Below are 21,078 nucleotides of genomic sequence, written 5' to 3' on the forward strand. Positions count from 1 at the left end.
CGCGATGAACAAGCACCACGCGCCTTCCGGGCTTCACGCCTTTACCGCTCCCGACATCAATCCGGGTGCGCTGGCGGCTGACGTTTCGGCAGCGGTGCTCGGCGCGGTCGGCGATGTGACGCTCGTTCTCGACCTGAACGGCAAGATCCTCGACACCGCGATCTCGGAACGCGAACTGGTGGCATTCGGCCTCGGGGGCTGGAACGGCGGCGACTGGATCGATACCGTCACCGTCGAGAGTCGGGGCAAGATCGTCGAGATGATCGAGGAAGCGACCGTCGGCAAGCCGGCACGCTGGCGCCAGGTCACGCACATGACGCCCAATGGCGACGTCCCGATCCGATACCTTGCGCTCCGGCTCGGCGATGGCGACCGGATCATCGCGATCGGTCGCGACATGCGCAGCGCCGCGACCGCGCAACAACGCCTGCTCCAGACGCAACAGTCGCTCGAACGCGATTATATCAAGCTGCGTCAGGCCGAGGCGCGTTATCGTCTGCTGTTCGACATGGCGCGCGAGGCGGTGCTGATCGTCGATGCCGGCAGTCGTCGCATCGTCGAGGCCAATCCCGCGGCCTATCGTCTGCTCGGCGCACGCGATGGCGCGCTCACCAGCCAGCCGGCGACCGCGATGGTCGATGCCGAGGATCGCGAGGCCTTCCTTGCCCATCTCGGCGCGGCCGAGGCGACCGACGACATGACGCCCGTCACGCTGCGTCTGCCGCGCGGGCGCGGCGACATTCGGCTGGTGTCGCGCCTGTTCCGTCAGGCACGCGTCGCATTGCTGCTGGTGCGAATCGAGTCGGCTGCCGAATCGGCGGCCGGCAGCGGCGGCGACAGTCGCCTGGCCGATGTGGTCGAGCGCATGCCCGATGCCTTTGTGCTCGCCGACGGCGCGCTCAACATCCTCACCGCCAACGCCGCCTTTGTCGAACTCGCCGAGGCGCCATCAGCCGATCGTGTGCGCGGCGCGTCACTCGGCACCTGGCTGGGCCGGCCCGGGATCGACCTGGAACTGATCATGGGCCAGCTGCGCGACCATGATTCGGTGCGCAATGTCGCCACCATCCTGCGCGGTTCGACCGGCGGCCAGGAAGAGGTCGAGGTATCCGGCGTCTCGGCGCGCTTTGGCGAGGAAGTCTGTTACGGCTTCACGATCCGCAATGTCGGCCGTCGCCTGCGCTCCGTACCCGATCCCGGTCTCGATCTGCCGCGTTCGGTCGAGCAGCTCACCGAACTGGTCGGGCGCATGTCGCTCAAGGAAATCGTCCGCGAATCGACCGATCTGATCGAGCGGCTCTGCATCGAGGCCGCGCTCACCTATACCGACGACAATCGCGCCTCCGCTGCCGAGATTCTCGGTGTCAGTCGGCAGAGCCTCTATTCGAAGCTCCACCGCCACGGCCTCGGCAGTCTGGTCCCCGGCGAGGAATAGCCTGGGCCGCCGACCGATCGGTCCGCCCGTAGGTCATCACGCAATGTGACACGCGCCGCCCAGTGTTTTGAACTGTCAATTTTGTTTGACGCTTCGAGATGTAAAGCATAGCTTTCCCGGCATGGCGCGTTCCACGATTCCGGCCACTGCGGCGCCGTTTCCGGCACTGCGCGACATTGTCGAACTGTCCAAGCCGATCACTTGGTTTCCGCCGATCTGGGCGTTCCTGTGCGGCGCGGTATCCTCGGGCGCGCCGATCTCCGGGCGGGTTCCGTTCATCATCGCCGGCGTGCTGCTGACCGGGCCACTGGTGTGCGGCACGAGCCAGGCGGTGAACGACTGGTTCGATCGCCATGTCGATGCGATCAACCAGCCCGAGCGGCCGATCCCCTCGGGGCGGATCGGCGGGGCTTGGGGCTTGTGGATCGCCTGTATCGGCACCGCGCTCGCCGCGTTGGTCGGCTGGGTGACTGGTCCTTGGGTGTTCGCCGCGACACTGGTCGGGCTGTTCTTCGCCTGGGCCTATAGCGCGCCGCCCTTGCGGTTGAAGATGAGCGGCATCTGGGGGCCGGGCGTGGTCGGGCTGACCTATGAAGGGCTGACCTGGTTCACCGGCGCCGCGGTGATGGCCGGCGCCCTGCCGCCGACGCCGGTGCTGGTCGTGCTGCTGCTCTACAGCCTCGGCGCGCATGGCATCATGACGCTCAACGATTTCAAGGCGGTCGAGGGCGACCGCGCGATGGGCATTCGTTCGCTGCCGGCGCTCCTCGGCGTGGATCGCGCCGCGCGCATCGCCTGTGTGGTGATGGCCGTGCCGCAGATCGTCGTCGTGGCGCTGTTGTGGCACTGGGGGCATCATGTTTCGGCCGGGATAGTCGCGGCGCTGTTGCTGACACAGTTCGGCTTGATGGCGCGGATGCTCGGCGACCCCCTCGCGCGCACGCCGTGGTACAACGCCACCGGGACCAGCGCCTATGTGCTGGGCATGCTCGCTGCCGCCTGCGGGTTGGGCGGAGTATTCGGGCTGTGACCGGGCGGACGCTCGGCTGGCCGTCGATCGTCCGACTCGGTCTGGTGCAGAGCGCGATCGGCGCGGTGGTGATGCTGGCGACTTCGCTGCTCAACCGCGTGATGGTGGTCGAATATGCCCTGTCTGCAGCGATTCCCGGCGGGCTGGTGGCGTGGCATTATGCCGTACAGCTGTCGCGCCCGATCTGGGGACATGGTTACGACAGCGGCAAGCGTCGCACGCCGTGGATCGTCGGCGGCATGGCGGCGCTGGCGAGCGGCGCGCTGCTCGCCATTGCCGCGCTGCCGCTGCTCGGGGCGCGTCACTGGGCCGGCTTGCCGCTCTCGATCTTCGCCTTCGCGCTGATCGGTGCCGGGGTCGGCGCGGCCGGAACCTCGCTGCTCGCGCTGCTGGCAACGCGCGTGGCGCCCGAACGGCGCGCCGCGGCGGCGGCGATCACCTGGATCATGATGGTCGCCGGCATCGCCATCACCGCCGGCGTTGCCGGCGCGCTGATCGAGCCCTTCACCTTGCCGCGGCTGGTGCGCGTGGCGAGCGGCGTTGCGGTTGGCGCCTTCCTCGTCTCGCTGTTCGCCGTGCTGGGGGTCGAGCGCGGTGCCGCGCCCGAGGTGGCTGCGCCGCGCGCGGCAACCGATTTCGCCGCCGCGCTGCGCGAGCTATGGGCCGACCGCGACGCGCGGCGCTTCACCATCTTCGTGTTCGTGTCGATGCTGGCTTATTCGATGCAGGATCTGATCCTCGAGCCCTTTTCGGGCCTGCTGTTCGGCTTCACCCCCGGAGCATCGACGCAGCTGTCTGGGGTCCAGCATGGCGGCGTGCTGGCCGGGATGATCCTCACCGGCATCGGCGGCAGCGCATTTGCCGGGCGCGGCACGCGCGACCTGCGGCGCTGGATCTTCGGCGGCTGCCTCGGCTCGGGGCTGGCACTCGCCGGCCTCGCCTTTGCCGCGCATGTCGGGCCGGGCTGGCCGCTCAGCGTCAATATCTTCCTGCTCGGTTTCGCCAATGGCGTGTTCGCGGTCGCCGCGATCGGCTCGATGATGCAGCTCGCCGGCGCTGCCGGGCCACGCCGCGAGGGGATACGGATGGGCGTGTGGGGTGCATCGCAGGCCGTCGCCTTCGGTGCCGGCGGGCTGATCGGCGCGGTCGGCGTCGATCTCGGCCGCCACCTGCTCGGCGAGACCGACCGCGCCTTCGCGCTCGTCTTCACCGTCGAGGCGATGCTGTTTCTCGTCGCCGCCGCGCTGGCGGTCGGTGCCGCGCGCGTGACACGATCGGCGCCGGTCGAGGCGACGGCATGACGATCGCCGCGTTCGATGTCGTGGTGGTCGGCGGCGGCCCGGCCGGTGCCACCGCTGCGACCGATCTCGCACGCGCCGGGCGTAGCGTGTTGCTGCTCGATCGGGCCGGGCGCATCAAACCGTGCGGCGGCGCGATTCCGCCGCGCGCGATCGCCGATTTCGCCATCCCCGATCATCTGCTCGTCGGCAAGGCGACCGCCGCGCGGATGGTCGCGCCCTCGGCGCGGCAGGTCGACATGCCGGTCGGCGATGGCTTTGTCGGTCTGGTCGATCGCGACGTGTTCGACGAATGGCTGCGCGCCCGCGCCGCGCTCGCCGGCGCCGAGCGTCGCACCGGGCTGTTCGACCGGATCGAGCGCGACGCGGCGGGTGGCTCGGTGGTGGTGTACAAGGACGGGCGCGGGGGCGGCGAGCATCGTGTCGCCGCGCGCGCGGTGATCGGCGCCGACGGCGCACGCTCGGCGGTGGCGCGGCAGGAGCTGACCGGCGCCGAGCGGGTGCCGTGCGTCTATGCCTATCACGAGGTGATCCGCTCTCCCGCAGCGAGCGACCCGAGCTTCGATCGGTCGCGCTGCGACGTCTATTATCAGGGCCGGATTTCGCCCGATTTCTATGGCTGGGTGTTCCCGCATGGCGACACCGCGAGCATCGGCGTCGGCAGCGCGATCAAGGGCTATGCGCCGCGCGCGGCGGTCGCGGCGCTGCGCACGGCGGCCGGGCTCGACGGTTGCGAGACGCTGCGCCGCGAGGGCGCGCCGATCCCGCTCAAGCCGCTGCGCCGCTGGGACAATGGCCGCGACGTCGTCGTCGCGGGCGATGCCGCCGGCGTGGTCGCGCCGGCCTCGGGCGAGGGCATCTATTATGCGATGGATGCCGGTCGCCATGCCGCGCGTGCGGTCGACACTTTCCTCGCGACGGGCAAGCCCCGGGCGCTGCGCGCCGCGCGCCGGGCCTTCATGCGCGCGCATGGCCGAGTCTTCTGGATCCTCGGCGTGATGCAATATTTCTGGTATGCGAGCGACCGGCGCCGCGAACGCTTCGTGGCGATCTGCGAGGATCCCGACGTTCAGCACCTCACCTGGCAGGCCTATATGAACAAGCGGCTCGTCCTTGCGCGCCCGGTCGCGCATGCCCGCATCTTCCTCAAGGACATGCGGCATCTGCTGGGTTCGGTGGCGTAAGCGCGGTGGGGCGGGCGTGGCTGTTCCCGATGGTCATTGCCGGCGCGGGGGCGATTCTCGTTGCCGCGTTGGGCATGACGATCACCGAGGTCGGGCCATGGTATCATCATCTCATCGAGCCGCGCTGGGCACCGCCCGAGGCGATGTTCGGCGTCGCCTGGACGATCATCTTCGCGCTCACCGCCATCGCCGGCGTGACCGGCTGGCGCGCAATGCCGACGCCGCGCGCGCGTGACCTGCTGATCGGCCTGTTCGCGCTCAACGGCTTCCTCAACATCCTGTGGAGCCTGATCTTCTTTCGCCTGCACCGCCCCGACTGGGCGCTGGTCGAACTGTTGATCCTGTGGCTGTCGGTGCTCGCGCTGGTGCTGGTTACGTGGCGCCACTCGATCGTCGGCGCGGTGCTGTTGCTGCCCTATCTCGGCTGGGTGACCTTTGCCGGCTATCTCGACATGACGATCGTCAGGCTCAACGGACCCTTCCCCTGAACGCGGCGATCGACTGGCTGTTCATCCGCGGCCATGTCGCGGAGCTCGTCCTGCTGGTGATGCTCGGCGAAGGCCTGTGGCTGGTCGGGCGCGGCGGCTGGGGCGTTACGGCGGCGGTGCTGCGGCTGTTGCCCGGCGCGCTGATGATGCTGGCGCTGGGGGCGGCGTTGCGCGGTGCGCCCTGGCCATGGGTCGCGCTGGCGCTGTCGCTGTCCTTCCCCGCGCATCTCGCCGATCTACGGCGGAGATGACGCGAGGTCGGTGACACAGCGGGATGCGAAAAAGTGGGAACCGGTTTTTCGCAACAAATCCCGCGACAACAAGTAGCTTAGTTGGCCTTGAGGTAGGCGATCACATCGGCGCGCTTCTGCGCGTCGGACAGGCCGGCAAAGGTCATCTTGGTGCCGGGCACGATGCGCTGCGGCTTTTCGAGATACTGGAACAGCTTCTCGGGGCTCCAGGTGATGCCGCTGTTCTTGTTCGCGGCGGAGTAGGTGAAGCCGGCGACGGTGCCGGCAGCACGGCCAACCACGCCCTTGAGCATCGGGCCGATCTTGTTCTTGTCGAGCTCATGGCAGGTCTTGCACTGCAGGAAGACGATACCGCCCTTGGTCGCGTCGCCGGTGAAGCTGGCAAGCTTGGTGCCGTCGACGGTGTCGGTGTTGCTCGCCGCCGGTGCGCCGCTCGCCGCGGGCGTCGTTGCAGCGGGTGCCGCAGCGGTTTCGTTGGTGGGGGCGGCGGTGGTGCTTGTCGTCGTCGTGGTGCTCGAGGTCGTGTCGGTGTTCTCGGCCTTTTTGGAACACGCCGCCAGTGCCAGGGCGGAAACCGCAATCGCCAGCGTCAGCCGGCCGTAGCGTATCGCATGCATCCTTTGCTCCTATTACGTGAGTCGTTACTCCCGAGATCGCTATCCCACACCAATCTCCGACGATTGTCCAATTTCTTTGACACTATGTGGGCCGGGAATGCGCAACAACCCTCGATCGACCGTACAAGGCGGGCGTGGCCATCGCCTCGCCCGGTCGAACCGCAGCGCCGGCATTCGTCGGACACGCGTCCACGCGTCACCAGATTGCCGGGGAAGAGGCGCGGCGAAGGGGGGAATGGTGCCCGGGGACGGGGTCGAACCGCCGACACTGCGATTTTCAGTCGCATGCTCTACCAACTGAGCTACCCGGGCATATCCTGGCGAACGCCGGACAAGGCGGGCCTCCTAGCCAGACTCGGCATCGCTGTCCAGCCCGCTTGAATCCCTTTCATCGGCGGCACCTGCGGGCATGCGATATCCCTCGCCCAGCCATTGCAGCAGATCGCGCGCACGGCAGCCGTCGCTGCAGAACGGGGCGAAGGCGGGGACGGGCGGCTTGCCGCATAGCGGGCAGGGTTTCGTTCGGCTCATGATGGCGTGAATGTAAGCGCTGTGCCGGCCCGGCGCGAGGCCTCGGCGACCCATTCGGGATGTTCGGCCAGACAGGCGTGGACGCGCGCGCCGACGCGGTGGCTTTGCGGCACCGGCGGCGGGGTGCGCTCAATCGTGCGCAGCAACGCGCGCGCGGCGGCGCCGGCGGGATCGGCGCGGAGCAGTTCGGGGAGCGACGCGCGGCTGCGGCGGCGGACGATCTGGAGAAAGCCGAAGCCGTTCAGCGCGGTGCGCTCGAACGGCGGCGGCAGCACCGCGTCGATCGCCTCGCCGATCGCCTGCCGCGCCGCCTTGCCGGCGATGGTCGGGAAGTCGATGCCGATCGACCCGCCAATGTCGTGGCGGCGGATCGCGCGAGCGACGGCACTCGCGGCGGCGATGGCGAGCGGCTCGAGCGGTGGCTCGCCATCGACGTCGAACAGCACCATTGCCGGGGTCGGCGTCATGCGCAGCGCACCGCGCGCGAAGACGATCTCGCCGCTTATCGCCTCATCGAGCAGTTCCGACCAGCCGGCCTGCTCCAGTGCATCGGGCTGATGGGCGAGCAAACGGCGCACCGGCACGCCGCTCGCGGTGATCCGCGCGAGCAGGTCGGGGGCATCGGCGGGCGGTTCGTCGGTCGGTACCGCGCGGGGCAGTTTGGCGCGACCGGGTTCGGGAATCGCCTCGCGGACGATCTCGACGGTCAGCGCCGCACCCTGCGTCACGCCGCGCGCCGGGGTATTGAGGACTGCCTCGCCGCCGCGATCGAGCGTCACGCGGCCTTCCCGGGCATCGACAAGCCGTCCGGTCAGGCGGTCGCCGACCCGCGGCGCACCATCATCGAATTCGATCCGCGCTTCGAGGATCTCGCCGTCTTCGACCAGCGCGGCGCGCGCCTCGCCGATCCCGGCCTCGTACAGCCACTCAGCCAAGCGCGATCCCGCTGGCGAGAAGCAGCGCGCGGGTTTCGTAGAGCGGCAGGCCGACCACGCCCGAATGGCTGCCCGACAGCCAGCGGACGAAACCCTCGGCATGGCCCTGGATGGCATAGCCGCCAGCCTTGCCCATGCCCTCGCCGGTCGCGACATAGAAATCGATCTCGGCGGCGCTGAGCGGCTTGAAGATAACGATGGTGTCGGAAACCTTGGTGCGCTGCGTGCCCGTGCCATCGATCGCGCACACCGCCGACAGGCAATGATGGCGCCGGCCCGACAGCAAAGTCAGCATGCGGCGTAGGTCCGCCTCATCCTCGGGCTTGCCGAGAATGCGCCGGCCCACCGCGATCGTCGTGTCGCCGGCGAGGATCACCTCGCCGTCGCCACGCGGCACCGCCTGCGCCTTGGCCTCGGCGATGCGCACGACATAGGAGATCGGCGGTTCCGCCTTGAGCGGCGTCTCGTCGACATCGGGGCTGGCGATGCGCGACGGCACCACGCCGATCCGCGCGAGCAACTCGCGGCGGCGCGGCGACGATGAGGCGAGGACGAGGTTCGTCACCCCGGTGGTTTCAAACTGGATCCCGGCCGGCGCCGGGATGATCCGCATGGCGGATCACTTGAAGCGATAGGTGATGCGGCCCTTGGTCAGGTCGTAGGGCGTCAGCTCGACGAGCACCTCGTCGCCGACCAGCACGCGGATGCGGTTCTTGCGCATCTTGCCCGCGGTGTGGCCGAGGATTTCATGGTCGTTCTCCAGCCGCACGCGAAACATCGCATTGGGGAGAAGCTCGACCACCTGGCCGCGCATTTCGAGAAGTTCTTCTTTTGCCAAACAAGCCTCTGGTGTGTTCCGGGATTTCCGAAAAGGATGCGCGGCCTTAGCGGACGGTGCGGCAAAAGGGAAGACGGGGCGGGAGTGCGCCGTGTCGCACCGCCGTCGTGGTCAGGCGGGATTGTGCTTTGCCAGAAAGGCTTCGACGCGCCGCAGATAGTCCGCCATGTCTTCGGGCTTGGTGAAGCCATGCTCGGCTTCCTTGTAGAACACCGATTCGACATCGGCGTGGCGTTTCGTCAGCGCGTCGACCATTGCATGTCCCTGGCGTGGCGGAACATTGCTGTCCTTCTCGCCCTGCGCGATCAGCACCGGGATCGTCAGCCGCGCCGCCTGCGCCAGCGGCGAGACGGTGTCGAGGTCGATCTTGTCCTCACCGGCGATCTTGGTTCGCCATTGGCGGAAATAGCGCGGTGCGGAAAAGGAGCGACGATCGTAGCGCAGGATCGCATCGATATCGGTCACCCCGGCAAGGCTGATCGCGCAACGATATTTCTCGGGATTGCGGATCGCGCCCCATAAGGCGGCGTAGCCGCCATAGGAGGCGCCCATGATGCAGACGCGCTTCTCATCGACCTTGCCGCTCTTGACCAGCCAGTCGACGCCATCGTCGATATCGTCCTGCATCTTGCGGCCCCATTGGCCATAGCCCTTCTCGACGAACGCCTTGCCATAGCCGGTCGAGCCGCGAAATTCAGGTTGCAGCACGACATAGCCGCGATTGGCGAGGAACTGGACGAAGGGGTCATATTCCCAGTCGTCGCGCGCGAACGGTCCGCCATGCGGCATGACGATCAGCGGCAGGCCCTTGTCGCCACGATGTAGCGGCATGGTCAGATAGGCCGGGATGGTCAGGCCGTCGCGCGCCGCATAGCGGACCGGGGCGACTGGCGCGAGGTGGACACCTTCGAGCTTGTCATAGGGCTGGGCGAACGGCGCCATCCGCCCGGCGGCGAGATCGAAAAGGTAATAGGTCCCCGGGTCGGCAGCGCCGCCCGACCAGACCAGCACGCGCCTGGCGTCATTGCTCTGGCTGACGACGCTGTTCTCCGCGCCCGGCAGCAACCGGTCGATCCGCGCCTGGATCGCCCGCATCTTCGGATCGAGCCACGCCACACGGCGTCGATCGTCCTCATAGTTGACGCCGGACACGACCCCGGTGATCGGATCGAACATGACACTCCCGATATCGACGTCGGGATTTTCGTAGATCGCCTCGCCCACCGTTCCGGTCTTGAAGTCGTAATGATAGGCGGCGAAGCGCCCGGTTCGGCCATTGGTGACGATCAGGCCGGTGCTGTCGCCGGCAAGGAAGCGCAGGCTGTCGACCGAGCCGCTGTCGTCCTTGCCGACCTTTCCCTTGATCGCACGCAGCGGCTCCGTGGCCGTGGCGCGATACCAGATCTTCCAGCGATCATCGTCATAGGCGATGCCGGCGCGCACCACGCCTGCGCCATCGGCATACCAGGACCAGACATCGTCGCGGGCCTTTTCCACCGTCGTTGCCACGCCTGTGGCGAGATCGACGCGCTTGACCGATGGGGTCGAAAAGACGTCGTCCTGGCTCGACACCAGCAACCATGCGCCGGCAGGATCGGTGTAGAGAACATCGCCGCCGAACAAGCCGCGGCTCTTGCGATCGAGCCGGGTGACAGCGCCGGTTGCCGTATCGACCGAAAACAATCGCGCGACCGGCAGCTCCATGCCGTCATAGATCGCCTTGCTGCCAAGCGTCACCAACACCCGGCGCGGCCCGGCCCAGTTGAGGTCGAGCACCTTGTTCTCGCCGGTCGGGATGAATCGCGAGTCGTGCGCCGCATCGGCGGGATCGAAAATGACCAGCCCGGTCTTGTCGGTCTCCAGCGATCGTGCCGCGACATGGGTGCCATCGGGTGAGATGACGGGGGCATCGAGAAACGGCAGTTGCGCAAATGCCTCGATCGGAATGCGTGGCGGCGCGGCGGGGTCAGCCGCGCTACTGCCGGTTGCTGCGAACAGGCACAGCGCCACCGGCCAGATTAGCTGGGCGAGCTTCATGTCATTGCCCTCTGCCCCGCCGCGTGGCGGAGCATGCCCCGCGCGTCGCGGACGGCATCGCCCTGTGAGACCACCCGATCACGCCGGATCGTTTTTGGCGAGAAACGCCTCCAGTTCCTGCAGGAACTGCAAGCGGTCGGCCTGGCGCGAGAAATGATGGTCGCCGAGCGGCTGCTCGACATAGCGATAATCCTTGCCCGCCGCTTTCAGCCGGTCGGCCATCTGGCGCGATTGCTTGACCGGCACACGCCGGTCGGCCTTGCCGTGCATCAGCAGCACGGGCATTGAGAAATCGGCGGCGAAATTGAGCGGCGACACGTCCTTCAAATCGGGTGCCTGTTCGCGCCAATAATCCTTGCTGCTGCCGCCATTGAGGAAGTTGCCGTCGTAGCGCAGCATGCCGGGCATGTCGGCGACCCCGGCAAAGGATACCGCGCAGCGATAGACGCCCTTGTCGCGCTGCGCTGCGCGGAGCGCGGCATAGCCGCCATAGGAGGCGCCGGCGATGCACACCCGGGCGGGATCGGCGATGCCCTGGCCGGCCGCCCATTTGACCGCATCGATCAAATCGTCCTGCATGCCGAGGCCCCATTGGCCCTTGCCCTTGGCGGTAAAGGCCGTGCCATAGCCGGTCGAGCCGCGATAATTGGGCTGCAGCACGGCATAGCCGCGGCTGGCGAGGAACTGCACCCACCAGTCATAGCTTTCGTCGTCGCGCGCATAGGGGCCGCCATGCGGCATCAGGATCAGCGGCAGATTCTTGCCCGGCCGGTTCTTCGGCAGCGTCAGCACCGCCGGAATGTCGAGCCCGTCGCGTGCCTTGTAATGAATCGTCGAGACGGTGCCCCAGGTCTCCTTGCCGAAATGCTCGTCGGCATTGGCGAGCACGTGCATCACGCCCTCGGACGGGCGATAGGTGTAATAGACCGTCGGGCGATCGGTCGATTCGAGCGCGATGATCAGGACCGAGAAGTCCTTGCTCCACGAAATGATGTGCGCGTTGCGCTTGCCGACCGCGCCGTCGAGCTGGCTCTGCACCAGCGCCAGCGCCGGTTCGAACCAATGCGTGCGCGGCTTGGTGTCGGTGTAGCGCACACCGATCATCCTGCTGCGGTCGTCCGAGGCGATCACGCCGCGCAGGTCGTAGCCGGCCACGCCGAACAGCTTGTCGCCGGTCTTCAGCGTTGTGAGGTCGTAATTGTAAAGCGCGTTGAAGCCGTCGGTATCGTCGATCGCGACCGCCTTGCCCGGTTCGCCGAGAAACATCGCCGGCAAGGTGGCCAGCGACGAACCGCGACCCTTCGTCTTGATCACCGTGTGGAACGACTGCCCGTCCTTCTCGCGATACAGCACGCGGTAGCTGCGCGCATCGTCATTATACGCGATGCCGATCCGCACCGCGCCCGCGCCGTCGCTAAACCAGTTCATCACCTGGTCGGTTGACGGCACGATCAGCGTGCTCTTGCCGGTCGTGACATCGAAGTCGCGCACCTCGGGCCAAAAGCCTCCGACATTGCTGTAGATCGAGGTCTGCAGTGCGAGGCGGATGTGCGGGCTGCCGTCATGTGCGATCCACAGCACGTCGTCGGCGCTTTGCGCGGCGCGATCCTGGCCGAGGACCTTCATCTTCTGGCCGTCGACGCCGACCGCGACGGTGCGGGTGAGATACCAGGTGTCGCCCTCGACCGCGCTGGACTGGCCAAGCCTGAGGATGAGCCAGTCGTTATTGACCCAGTCCCAGCCGTTGATGTCGGCCGGGCCCGGGCTGATCAGTCTGATATGTGCGGGATCGCCGAGCGGCGCGATGGCGAAGCGCAATTCGCCGTTGACCGCTAGCCGCGCCGCGATCTTCTTGCCGTCGGGGGAGAGCGTCGGTTGGAGGATGAACGGCAGGCGCGCGAACAGTTCGGCAGGCGGTGGCGCGTTCGCTACCGAGGCGCCGGTCGGTGGCGTCTCCGCTGCCCTGCCCGGGCTCGCCGCCAGCAGTAGTGCCAGCGCCATCGTCACCATTGTTCGCATCGTTCGCCCCCACGCTCGTCGCTTTGGACATGCGACAGCGATGACAGGTTAGGCAACTGTTTTTAAAACTGAAATGGACCTAATTTGTCCGCTCGCCGATCACCCGGACGGCGTCGCGCCGAGACCCTTGGCGGCCGGCGAGACGATCGCCGGCCGCGGTCAGGCTGGTCAGGCCGGGTTGTGCGCCTGGAGGAACTTGCTCACCTCTTGCAGCACCTGGACGCGATCGGGTTCGCGCAGCAGGTTGTGGGTGTTGAGCGGCTGCTCGATATAGACGAAGTCGCGCCCCTCGACCTTGCCGGCGCGCTTCAATCGGGCGACCAGCTCGCGTGACTGCGCCGGCGGAACGCGCACGTCCTTCGCGCCCTGGATGATCAGGATCGGGATCGAGTATTTCTCCGGGTGCAGCCCTGGCGAGGCATCGACCAGGTTAGCGCTGGCTGATCCCATGCCCATCTTCGCACCATAGCGCCCGAGATAATTCTTGTCGTAACGGATCATCGCCGTGAGATCGTGGACGCCCGCCCCGCTGATCGCGCAGCGATATTTGTCGCCGTCGCGCTCGGCGGCGCGGCTCGCCGCATAGCCGCCATAAGACCAGCCGAACATGCAGACGCGCTTGGCGTCGACGGTGCCCTGGCCGGCAAGCCAGGTGATCGCATCGTTCAGGTCGTCTTGCATGCGATAGCCCCAGGCATTCTCCGAAGCCTTCTCCCAGTCTCGGCCATAGCCTGTTGAACCGCGGTAATTGGGCTGGATCACGACATAGCCCTGCTCTGCCAAAGCCTGCGCCCAGCCATAGGGATCCCAGTCTGCACTATCGCGGGCCCACGGACCGCCATGCGGCAATACGACGAGGGGCAGATTCTTCTGCCCGGCGCGGTGCCGGGGCATGGTCAGGATGGCTTCAATCGATTTCCCGTCACTTGCGGGGTAGTGGACCACCGATACGGGGTTGAGCAGGGCGTCCTTGAGCGTGTCATTATCATAAGCGATACGTCCGATGCCGCCCGACACGGTATCGAACACGTACCAGCTTTGCGCCTGCCCCATGGCGGCAACGCGAAACACGATCTTTTCCCGCGGCGCATCGGCGCTGGCGATCTGCACGTTCCCCTTGCCATAGGTTTCCTCGAGCAGGGTCTGGATTTCCTTCAGCCGCGGGTCGAAGAACACGCGGCCCTCGCGGCCTTGGGTAAATGCAACGCCATCGAGATGGGTGCGATCGGGAGACAATTGTGCGCCGTCAATGTCGTATCCCGGGACGCCAAAGACCCGCTTGCCGATCTGCATTGTCGCGAGATCATACTCGTAAAGCGCGCGGAACCCGTCCTTGCGGCTGTAGGCATAGGCTTTGGCGGAGCCGCTGAGGAACATCGCCGGCAGCGGGACGCCATCGTAACGGTCGGGCGCATCGTTTACGATCGTCCGCATCGGCGTGCCCGCGTCTGGCCGGTACAGGACCCGCAGCTTACCTGTGTCGCTATCCTGGCTCGAGCCGAGTCTTACGACGCCATCGGAATCGGCGTCCCACCCGGAAACCAACGGGTTGGGGCGCATGGCGGTCTTGTAAGTACCGCTGTTCATGTCGACGTCGATGACTTCCGGAAAATTAGCGAGCTCGGTGCCATAATCGAGATTGCGCCGCTGCAGCAGCAGATGCGGCGCGCCGGTGTGGGAGGTCCACAGCACCTCGGTTCCGGTAAACGCCTTGTCCCAGCCGAGCGCGGTCACCTTCTTGGTCGCGCGATTGTAAGACGCGTAGCGCATGTTGTCGAACCATTGCCCCGCGTAATTGTCACGCGAAGCGATTGCGATCAGCAAATGGTCTGAATCGACCCAACGATAACTGCTGATCCGCTGTTCGCCTTGTTTGTCGGTACTGAAATCCCCATCGTGCGCGATAATCATCGGCGCCATGCCAGCTTGGCCAACGGCGAGAATGGCCAAAACCTGCTCGCCCCCCGCACGAATCTTGGCCGCGATCCACTTACCGTCGGGGGTGATGCGCGGGTCGTCGATCATCGGAAATTGCGCAAAAACCTCAATCGGCACGACCTTTTGGGCCCATTCTGTCGATGCCTTGACCTGTGCGTCGGCTGGCAATGTCCAAGCGTACGCCGCAGCCAGCAACAACATGACCTTGCGTGATTTCATCAGTCTTCCCCTGCCCGGAATCGTCGCGCGAGGATAGCGCGCGCCGCCGCCCTGACAAGGGTGTCGGCATTGGGGCGCGGAACCCCGCGTAAGTCGCACGGGCAGCGTTGTCGGCAGCCGGGAGAAGCATGGTTGCAAACAAGAAAAGCCCCGCCGCGTGCGACACGCGGCGAGGCTTCGTTCACCCGACGGACGGGAGCGTGGTGGGCTTAGCCGACCACCCCGGCATGGGCCGCGAGTGCTGCGAGCAGCAGCAGCGCGACGATGTTGGTGATCTTGATCATCGGGTTGACCGCAGGACCCGCAGTGTCCTTGTACGGGTCACCGACGGTGTCGCCGGTCACCGCGGCCTTGTGGGCTTCGCTGCCCTTGCCGCCGTGATGGCCGTCTTCGATGTACTTCTTGGCATTGTCCCACGCACCGCCGCCCGAGGTCATCGAGATGGCGACGAACAGGCCCGAGACGATCACGCCGAGCAGCAGCGCGCCGAGCGCGGCGAAGCCGCTCGCCTGGCCGGCCACTGCGGTGATCACGAAATAGACCACGATCGGCGCGAGCACCGGCAGCAGCGACGGGATGATCATTTCCTTGATCGCCGCTTTCGTGACGAGATCGACCGTGCGGGCATAGTTCGGGCGGCTGGTGCCGGCCATGATGCCCGGATCGTCGCGGAACTGCGCCCGGACGTCCTCGACGACCGACCCGGCCGCGCGGCCGACCGCCGTCATGCCGAACGCGCCGAAGCTGAACGGCAGCAGCGCGCCGAGCAGCAGCCCGACGATGACATAGGGGTTGGACAGCGTGAAATCGACCTGCAGGTCGGGGAAGTAGATCCCGAGATCGGTCGTATAGGCGCCGAACAGCACCAGCGCGGCGAGCGCCGCCGAGCCGATCGCATAGCCCTTGGTCACCGCCTTGGTGGTGTTGCCGACCGCGTCGAGCGCGTCGGTGCGCTGGCGCACGTCGTCGGGCAGGCCGGCCATTTCGGCGATACCGCCGGCATTGTCGGTCACCGGACCATAAGCGTCGAGCGCGACGACCATGCCGGCCAGCGCCAGCATCGCGGTCGCGCCGAAGGCGATGCCGATGATCCCGGCGAGCTGGAAGCAGGCGACCACCGCGATCGAGATGACGAGCGTCGGCAAGGCAGGGCTTTCGAGGCTGACCGCGAGACCCTGGATGACGTTGGTGCCGTGGCCGGTTTCCGAGGCCTTGGCGATCGAGCGGACCGGGCGATAGTTGGTGCCGGTATAATATTCGGTGATCCACACCAGCGCGCCGGTCAGCGCGAGGCCGACCATCATGCACCAGAACAGCGCCATGCCGGTGAAGCCGCTGTCCTTCACGGCATTGCCGTCGAGGAACGAGCCGCCGCCGATCTTGCTGTGCATGTCGCCAAGGACATATTGCGTGGCGAGATAGATCGCCGGAATCGACAGGACGACGGTGGTCCAGAAGCCCTTGTAAAGCGCGCCCATGATCGTGCCGCCGCCGAGGCGGACCATATAGGTGCCGATGATCGAGGTGATGATGCACACGCCGCCGACGAGCAACGGCAGCGTCATCAGCGCCATCAGATGGTCGGCATTGGGCAACAACAGCGCGATCGACGCCATCGTCACGCCGATCGTCACGACATAGGTCTCGAACAGATCGGCGGCCATGCCGGCGCAGTCGCCGACATTGTCGCCAACGTTATCGGCGATGGTGGCGGGGTTGCGGGGGTCATCCTCCGGGATGCCGGCCTCGACCTTGCCGACGAGATCGGCGCCGACATCGGCCGCCTTGGTGAAGATGCCGCCGCCGAGCCGCGCGAAGATCGAGATCAGCGAGGCGCCGAAGGCGAGCGCGACGAGCGTGTCGACGATGACGCGACGGTCCGCGCCGACGGTGAGGTCCTTGTGGCCGATCGCGATCAGCCCCCAGAACATGCCGCTGATCGCCAGCAGACCGAGCCCCGCGACCAGCATGCCGGTCACCGCGCCCGAGCGGAACGCCATGGTCAGGCCGCCCTGCAGCGAGGTGCGCGCAGCTTCCGCGGTGCGGACATTGGCCTTGACCGACACGTTCATGCCGATGAAGCCGGTCACGCCCGAGAGGATCGCGCCGAGCGCGAAGCCGCCGGCCGAGATCGGGCCGAGGAAATAGCCCACCAGCACGGCGACGACGATGCCGACGATGGCGATGGTGCGATACTGGCGGCCGAGATAGGCCTGTGCGCCTTCCGCGATGGCGGCGGCAATGTCCTGCATCTTCTCGTTGCCAGGGCTGGCGGCGAGAATCTGTCGACTGGTGATCAGGCCATAAAGCACGGCAATCACGCCGCAAATCATGGCCGCATAGACGATGTTCATATGCGAGCAGTCCTTCCCCTATTATGACGGATCGCGCCGACCCATGGCGCTTCCGACGGTTTGCCGGGCTGTATAGGGCGCAAGGGGGCGAGCGCAAGCCGCTCAGCGTGCGTGTTCGAACCCGAGTCGCGGCGGGAGCGGGACGGCGGCGCCGGCGTCGCGCACCGTGAGGCCGGTGCCGGCGACGAACGCGCCGACACGGGTTGCGGGGGACGGCGGCACGAAAGCGGGGTCGGCCGCGAACAGCAGCTGATAATCGTCCCCGGCGGTAGCGGCGGCGAGCCGTGCTGTCTGGTCGTCGCCGCGAAAGCCGCGATACGTGTCGGACAGCGGAAGCGCGGCGAGATCGATCGCCACCGCCAGCCCGCTCGCAGCGGCCATGCGCGCTGCGTCGATCAGCAAGCCGTCGGACACGTCCATCATGGCATGGACGTGGGGGGCGAGCGCGCGGCCATCGGCGAGGCGCGGCTGCGGGCGGCGATAGGCGGTGAGCAATTCGGTCGGGCCGGCTTCGCCCTGCGCGATGGCGAGGCCGGCGCCGGCATCGCCGATCGTGCCGGTGACCCACAACGCATCGCCGGCGCGCGCGCCCGAGCGCGGCGGAGCGGCGGCGTCGCGGCCGATCGCGGTGAGCGTCAGGACGCGGGGCGCGCCGGCGGGCAGGGTGACGGTGTCGCCGCCGAGCAGCGCGCAACCGAAGTGGCGCAGTGCGGCGTCGAGCCCGGCGAGGAAGGCGCTGTCCCATGGGCCCTCGGACAGCGGATAGTTGAGCAGCACGGCCTCGGGCATTGCGCCCTTGGAGGCGAGGTCCGACAGGTTCACCGCCAGCAGCTTCCACGCCACGTCCTCGGGCGGGTCGCCGGCGAGGAAATGCACCCCTTCCGCGATGGTGTCGGTGGTGATGGTCAGGCCGGCGAGGCTCGCGGTGTCGTCGCGCAGGTCGGCCGCGCCGGGATGGAGCGGCAGCGCGCGGAGCGCGGCGAGGAAGTCGGATTCGGTCACTTCCAAAGCCCCTCCCCTTCAGGGGAGGGGTTGGGGGTGGGGCCTCTCCCCAGACGACGGGGCAGGAGACACTGCCCCACCCCAACCCCTCCCCTGAAGGGGAGGGGCTTATTAATTCCGCACATCCTTGGACACCGCATCGAGCAGGCCGTTGACGAAGCCGGCCTCGCGCTTGTCGAAAAAGGCGTGCGCGACGTCGACATATTCGGTGATCACCGTCGCCGCGGGCACGTCGGGGCGGGCGAGCAGCTCATAGGTGCCGGCGCGCAGGATCGCGCGCATCGCGCGGTCGAGGCGTTCGAGGCTCCAGCCCTTGGCGAGCTTGGCCTTGATGATGCCGTCGATCTCGTCGCGCCGCGCGGCCGCGCCCTTGACGATATCGTCGAAGAACTCGACCTCGGCCTCGGCATATTCCGCATCCTCGATCGTCGCGCCGAGCCGGTGCTGATGGAATTCGTGGAGCAGCTGGAGGACGGGCGTGCCCTCCATCTCGTGCTGATAGAGCGCTTGGGTGGCGGCCAGCCGCGCGGCGGCGCGGGCCTTGGACCTGGTGGCGGTACGTTGGGACATGGCGGTGCCTTTAGGCGAGGAGCGGCCGCGCGTCACCCTCGTTCATCGTCTCACCTGCCGTCCTTCCCCGGCGAAGGCCGGTGCCGAGCTACGGAACGTTGGTTTAACAAGCGCTACGCGTCGTTACCTTGAACTTCCCAACTGGACCCCGGCCTTCGCCGGGGAAGGACTAGAAGGGAAACTAGCGGGAGGTCTGCCCCAGCCGCAACGCCACCGACCTCGCATGCGCCGGCAGCCCTTCGGCCTCAGCCAGCGCCACCGCCGCCGGGCCGATCGCGCCGAGCGCGGCGGCGTCGCATTGCAGGAAGCTGGTGCGTTTCATGAAGTCAAGCACCGACAGCCCGGAGGCGAAGCGCGCGCGCCTGCCGGTCGGCAGGACATGGTTGGGCCCGGCGACATAGTCGCCGACCGCCTCGGGCGTGTGGCGGCCGAGGAACACTGAGCCGGCATGGCGCACGCGATCGAACAGCGCCTGCGGATCGTCGCACGCCAGTTCGAGATGCTCGGGCGCGAGCCGGTCGACCAGCGGCATCGCCTCGAACAGGTCGGCGGTGACGATGATCGCGCCATTGGCGTCCCAGCTGGTGCGCGCGACCTGCGCGGTCGCCAGCGTGCCGATCTGCAGGTCGACCGCCTCGGCGACGGCGCGCGCGAAATCGGCGTCGTCGGTGAACAGGATCGACTGGCTGGTCGGATCGTGCTCGGCCTGGCTGAGCAGGTCGGCGGCGATCCATGCGGGATCGTTCCTGCCGTCCGCCACGACGACGATCTCGCTGGGTCCGGCGACCATGTCGATGCCGACCACGCCGAACAGCTGGCGCTTGGCCTCGGCGACCCAGGCATTGCCGGGGCCGGTGATGACGTCGACCGGGGTGATCCGGCCGGTGCCATAGGCCAGCGCGGCGATCGCCTGTGCACCGCCGACGCGCCAGATCTCATCGACGCCGGCAATCTGCGCGGCGGCGAGCACCAGCGGGTTGATTTCGCCCTTCGGCGTCGGCGTGACCATGACGAGCCGCTCGACGCCGGCGACCTTGGCCGGAATCGCGTTCATCAGCACCGAGGAGGGATAGGCCGCGCGGCCGCCCGGCACATAGACGCCGGCGGCATCGACCCCGCGCCAGCGCGCGCCGAGCCGCACGCCGGCGGCGTCGATCGTGTCGCTGTCGGCGGGGCGCTGCTTTTCATGATAGGCGGTGATGCGCGCGGCGGCGAGGTCGAGCGCGGCGCGCAACTCGGGGGTCAGGCCGTCGAGCGCGGCAAGCCATTCGGCCTTTTCGATCCGCCAGCCGGTCTCGTTCAGATCGTGCCCGTCGAACTTGCGGGTGAAAGCGTGCAGCGCGGCATCGCCCTCATCGCGCACGCTGGCGACGATCGTGCGCACGTCGCGCGCGACATCGGCATCGGCCTCGCGCCGCGCATTGACCAGCGCGGTGAAGGCCTGGGCGAAGCCGGGATCGGCGGTGGAGAGGCGGATCATGCTTCTTCTCCCTTCCCGCTTGCGGGAGGGGGCAGCGGGTTGGCGCCCGCGCGCCGTTGAACGCATCGCCCGAGGAGGGCGGGTGCCCGCCCCTCGGTCCCCTCCCGCGCGCGGGAGGGGAGGAAGAAGGAGGCGCCCATCACGCCAGTGCCCGCCGGAACGCATCCACCAGCGCCACCACGTCCGGCCGCGTCTTGAACGCGGCGCGGTTGACGACCAGGCGGCTGGTCACCTCGGCGATCACCTCGACCTCGACCAGGCCGTTTTCCTTGAGCGTGCGGCCCGAGGATACGAGGTCGACGATGCGCGGCGCAAGCCCGAGCAGCGGGGCAAGTTCCATCGCGCCGTTCAGCTTGACGCATTCGGCCTGCACGCCGCGCGCCTCGAAATGCTTGGCGGTGACGTGCGGATATTTGGTCGCGACGCGGACATGGCTCCAGCCGCGCGGATCGTCGGTCGCGGCGAGCGCGGCGGGTTCGGCGACCGACAGCCGGCAATGGCCGATGCCGAGGTCGATCGGCGCATAGAGCTCGGAATAATCGAACTCGGCGAGCACGTCCGACCCGACGATCCCGGCATGCGCGGCGCCGTGCGCGACGAAGGTCGCGACGTCGAAGGCGCGCACGCGGATCAGGTCGATGCCGGGCTGGTCGGTGGTGAAGCGCAGCGCGCGGCTGTCCTCGTCGCCGAACGCGGCTTCGGGGGTGATGCCGGCGCGCATCAGCAGCGGCACGGCCTCGACGAGGATGCGCCCTTTGGGGACGGCGATGATCAGCGGCTCGGCCATGGTGAGGGGGGCTTTACTGATGGGTGTTCGCAGGCGCAACAGGCGCCACCAAAGGACTCCGAAAG

The 21,078-nt window shown here is 67.5% G+C and carries 19 protein-coding genes and 1 tRNA gene; 6 read left to right on the forward strand and 14 right to left on the reverse strand.

From position 1 onward, the window contains the following. Positions 1 to 4: 4 nt before the first annotated feature. The 6 genes from ppsR to U1839_RS00445 all read left to right on the forward strand — a co-directional run bounded on the left by ppsR (position 5) and on the right by U1839_RS00445 (position 5,686). Positions 5 to 1,435, forward strand: a complete 1,431-nt coding sequence (gene ppsR, locus U1839_RS00420) for a transcriptional regulator PpsR (protein WP_332801699.1) — start codon at positions 5 to 7, stop codon at positions 1,433 to 1,435. 121 nt (positions 1,436 to 1,556) lie between these two features. Next, positions 1,557 to 2,465 carry a chlorophyll synthase ChlG gene (gene chlG / locus U1839_RS00425; RefSeq protein WP_332801700.1) on the forward strand — a complete coding sequence of 303 codons (909 nt, stop codon included), beginning with the start codon at positions 1,557 to 1,559 and terminating at the stop codon, positions 2,463 to 2,465. Then, a complete protein-coding gene (locus tag U1839_RS00430) occupies positions 2,462 to 3,766 on the forward strand; it encodes a BCD family MFS transporter (RefSeq protein WP_332801701.1) in 1,305 nt (434 codons plus the stop codon). The genes chlG and U1839_RS00430 overlap by 4 nt, the downstream gene beginning before the upstream one ends. Beyond that, positions 3,763 to 4,947 (forward strand): geranylgeranyl diphosphate reductase, encoded by a 1,185-nt coding sequence (locus tag U1839_RS00435; protein WP_332801702.1) that lies wholly within the window; start codon positions 3,763 to 3,765, stop codon positions 4,945 to 4,947. Before U1839_RS00430 ends, U1839_RS00435 begins: the two co-directional genes overlap by 4 nt. 29 nt (positions 4,948 to 4,976) lie before the next feature. Next, the gene (locus U1839_RS00440; protein ID WP_332802080.1) at positions 4,977 to 5,435 is read left to right on the forward strand and encodes a TspO/MBR family protein; all 459 of its coding nucleotides are present in this window, start codon (positions 4,977 to 4,979) and stop codon (positions 5,433 to 5,435) included. Between the two features lie 59 nt (positions 5,436 to 5,494). Beyond that, positions 5,495 to 5,686, forward strand: coding sequence for a hypothetical protein (locus U1839_RS00445; protein ID WP_332802081.1), 192 nt, complete (start codon positions 5,495 to 5,497; stop codon positions 5,684 to 5,686). Positions 5,687 to 5,763: 77 nt separating this feature from the next. Here the strand turns inward: U1839_RS00445 and U1839_RS00450 are convergent, their stop codons facing one another. The 14 genes from U1839_RS00450 to hisG all read right to left on the reverse strand — a co-directional run bounded on the left by U1839_RS00450 (position 5,764) and on the right by hisG (position 21,013). Next, a complete protein-coding gene (locus tag U1839_RS00450) occupies positions 5,764 to 6,303 on the reverse strand; it encodes a c-type cytochrome (RefSeq protein WP_332801703.1) in 540 nt (179 codons plus the stop codon). Positions 6,304 to 6,539: 236 nt separating this feature from the next. Then, positions 6,540 to 6,615, reverse strand: a tRNA-Phe gene (locus U1839_RS00455). Between the two features lie 33 nt (positions 6,616 to 6,648). After that, a complete protein-coding gene (locus tag U1839_RS00460) occupies positions 6,649 to 6,834 on the reverse strand; it encodes a DNA gyrase inhibitor YacG (protein ID WP_332801704.1) in 186 nt (61 codons plus the stop codon). After that, positions 6,831 to 7,769: a ribonuclease gene (locus tag U1839_RS00465; RefSeq protein ID WP_332801705.1), complete on the reverse strand. Its 939-nt coding sequence runs from the start codon at positions 7,767 to 7,769 to the stop codon at positions 6,831 to 6,833. Before U1839_RS00465 ends, U1839_RS00460 begins: the two co-directional genes overlap by 4 nt. Then, on the reverse strand, positions 7,762 to 8,382 hold the full coding sequence (locus U1839_RS00470; RefSeq protein WP_332801706.1) for a Maf family protein: 621 nt from the start codon (positions 8,380 to 8,382) through the stop codon (positions 7,762 to 7,764). The genes U1839_RS00465 and U1839_RS00470 overlap by 8 nt, the downstream gene beginning before the upstream one ends. A gap of 6 nt (positions 8,383 to 8,388) precedes the next feature. Beyond that, the gene (gene infA, locus U1839_RS00475) at positions 8,389 to 8,607 is read right to left on the reverse strand and encodes a translation initiation factor IF-1 (RefSeq protein WP_003049127.1); all 219 of its coding nucleotides are present in this window, start codon (positions 8,605 to 8,607) and stop codon (positions 8,389 to 8,391) included. A 111-nt stretch (positions 8,608 to 8,718) separates the two neighbouring features. Further along, positions 8,719 to 10,644 (reverse strand): alpha/beta hydrolase family protein, encoded by a 1,926-nt coding sequence (locus U1839_RS00480; RefSeq protein WP_332801707.1) that lies wholly within the window; start codon positions 10,642 to 10,644, stop codon positions 8,719 to 8,721. A 78-nt stretch (positions 10,645 to 10,722) separates the two neighbouring features. Further along, on the reverse strand, positions 10,723 to 12,663 hold the full coding sequence (locus U1839_RS00485) for an alpha/beta hydrolase family protein (RefSeq protein WP_332801708.1): 1,941 nt from the start codon (positions 12,661 to 12,663) through the stop codon (positions 10,723 to 10,725). Positions 12,664 to 12,831: 168 nt separating this feature from the next. After that, complete coding sequence (locus tag U1839_RS00490) at positions 12,832 to 14,820, reverse strand: S9 family peptidase (RefSeq protein WP_332801709.1); 1,989 nt, start codon at positions 14,818 to 14,820, stop codon at positions 12,832 to 12,834. 209 nt (positions 14,821 to 15,029) lie between these two features. Beyond that, entirely contained in the window at positions 15,030 to 17,174 is a 2,145-nt protein-coding gene (locus U1839_RS00495) for a sodium-translocating pyrophosphatase (protein WP_332801710.1), read from the reverse strand. Positions 17,175 to 17,276: 102 nt separating this feature from the next. Next, entirely contained in the window at positions 17,277 to 18,176 is a 900-nt protein-coding gene (gene thiL / locus U1839_RS00500) for a thiamine-phosphate kinase (protein ID WP_332801711.1), read from the reverse strand. Between the two features lie 111 nt (positions 18,177 to 18,287). After that, the gene (gene nusB / locus U1839_RS00505; RefSeq protein WP_332801712.1) at positions 18,288 to 18,746 is read right to left on the reverse strand and encodes a transcription antitermination factor NusB; all 459 of its coding nucleotides are present in this window, start codon (positions 18,744 to 18,746) and stop codon (positions 18,288 to 18,290) included. A 181-nt stretch (positions 18,747 to 18,927) separates the two neighbouring features. Beyond that, positions 18,928 to 20,226: a histidinol dehydrogenase gene (gene hisD / locus U1839_RS00510; RefSeq protein WP_332801713.1), complete on the reverse strand. Its 1,299-nt coding sequence runs from the start codon at positions 20,224 to 20,226 to the stop codon at positions 18,928 to 18,930. A 139-nt stretch (positions 20,227 to 20,365) separates the two neighbouring features. Further along, positions 20,366 to 21,013 carry an ATP phosphoribosyltransferase gene (gene hisG / locus U1839_RS00515; protein ID WP_332801714.1) on the reverse strand — a complete coding sequence of 216 codons (648 nt, stop codon included), beginning with the start codon at positions 21,011 to 21,013 and terminating at the stop codon, positions 20,366 to 20,368. Positions 21,014 to 21,078: the final 65 nt, after the last annotated feature.

Origin of the sequence: Parasphingomonas halimpatiens, from assembly GCF_036663795.1 — a bacterium.
Classification (GTDB): domain Bacteria; phylum Pseudomonadota; class Alphaproteobacteria; order Sphingomonadales; family Sphingomonadaceae; genus Sphingomonas.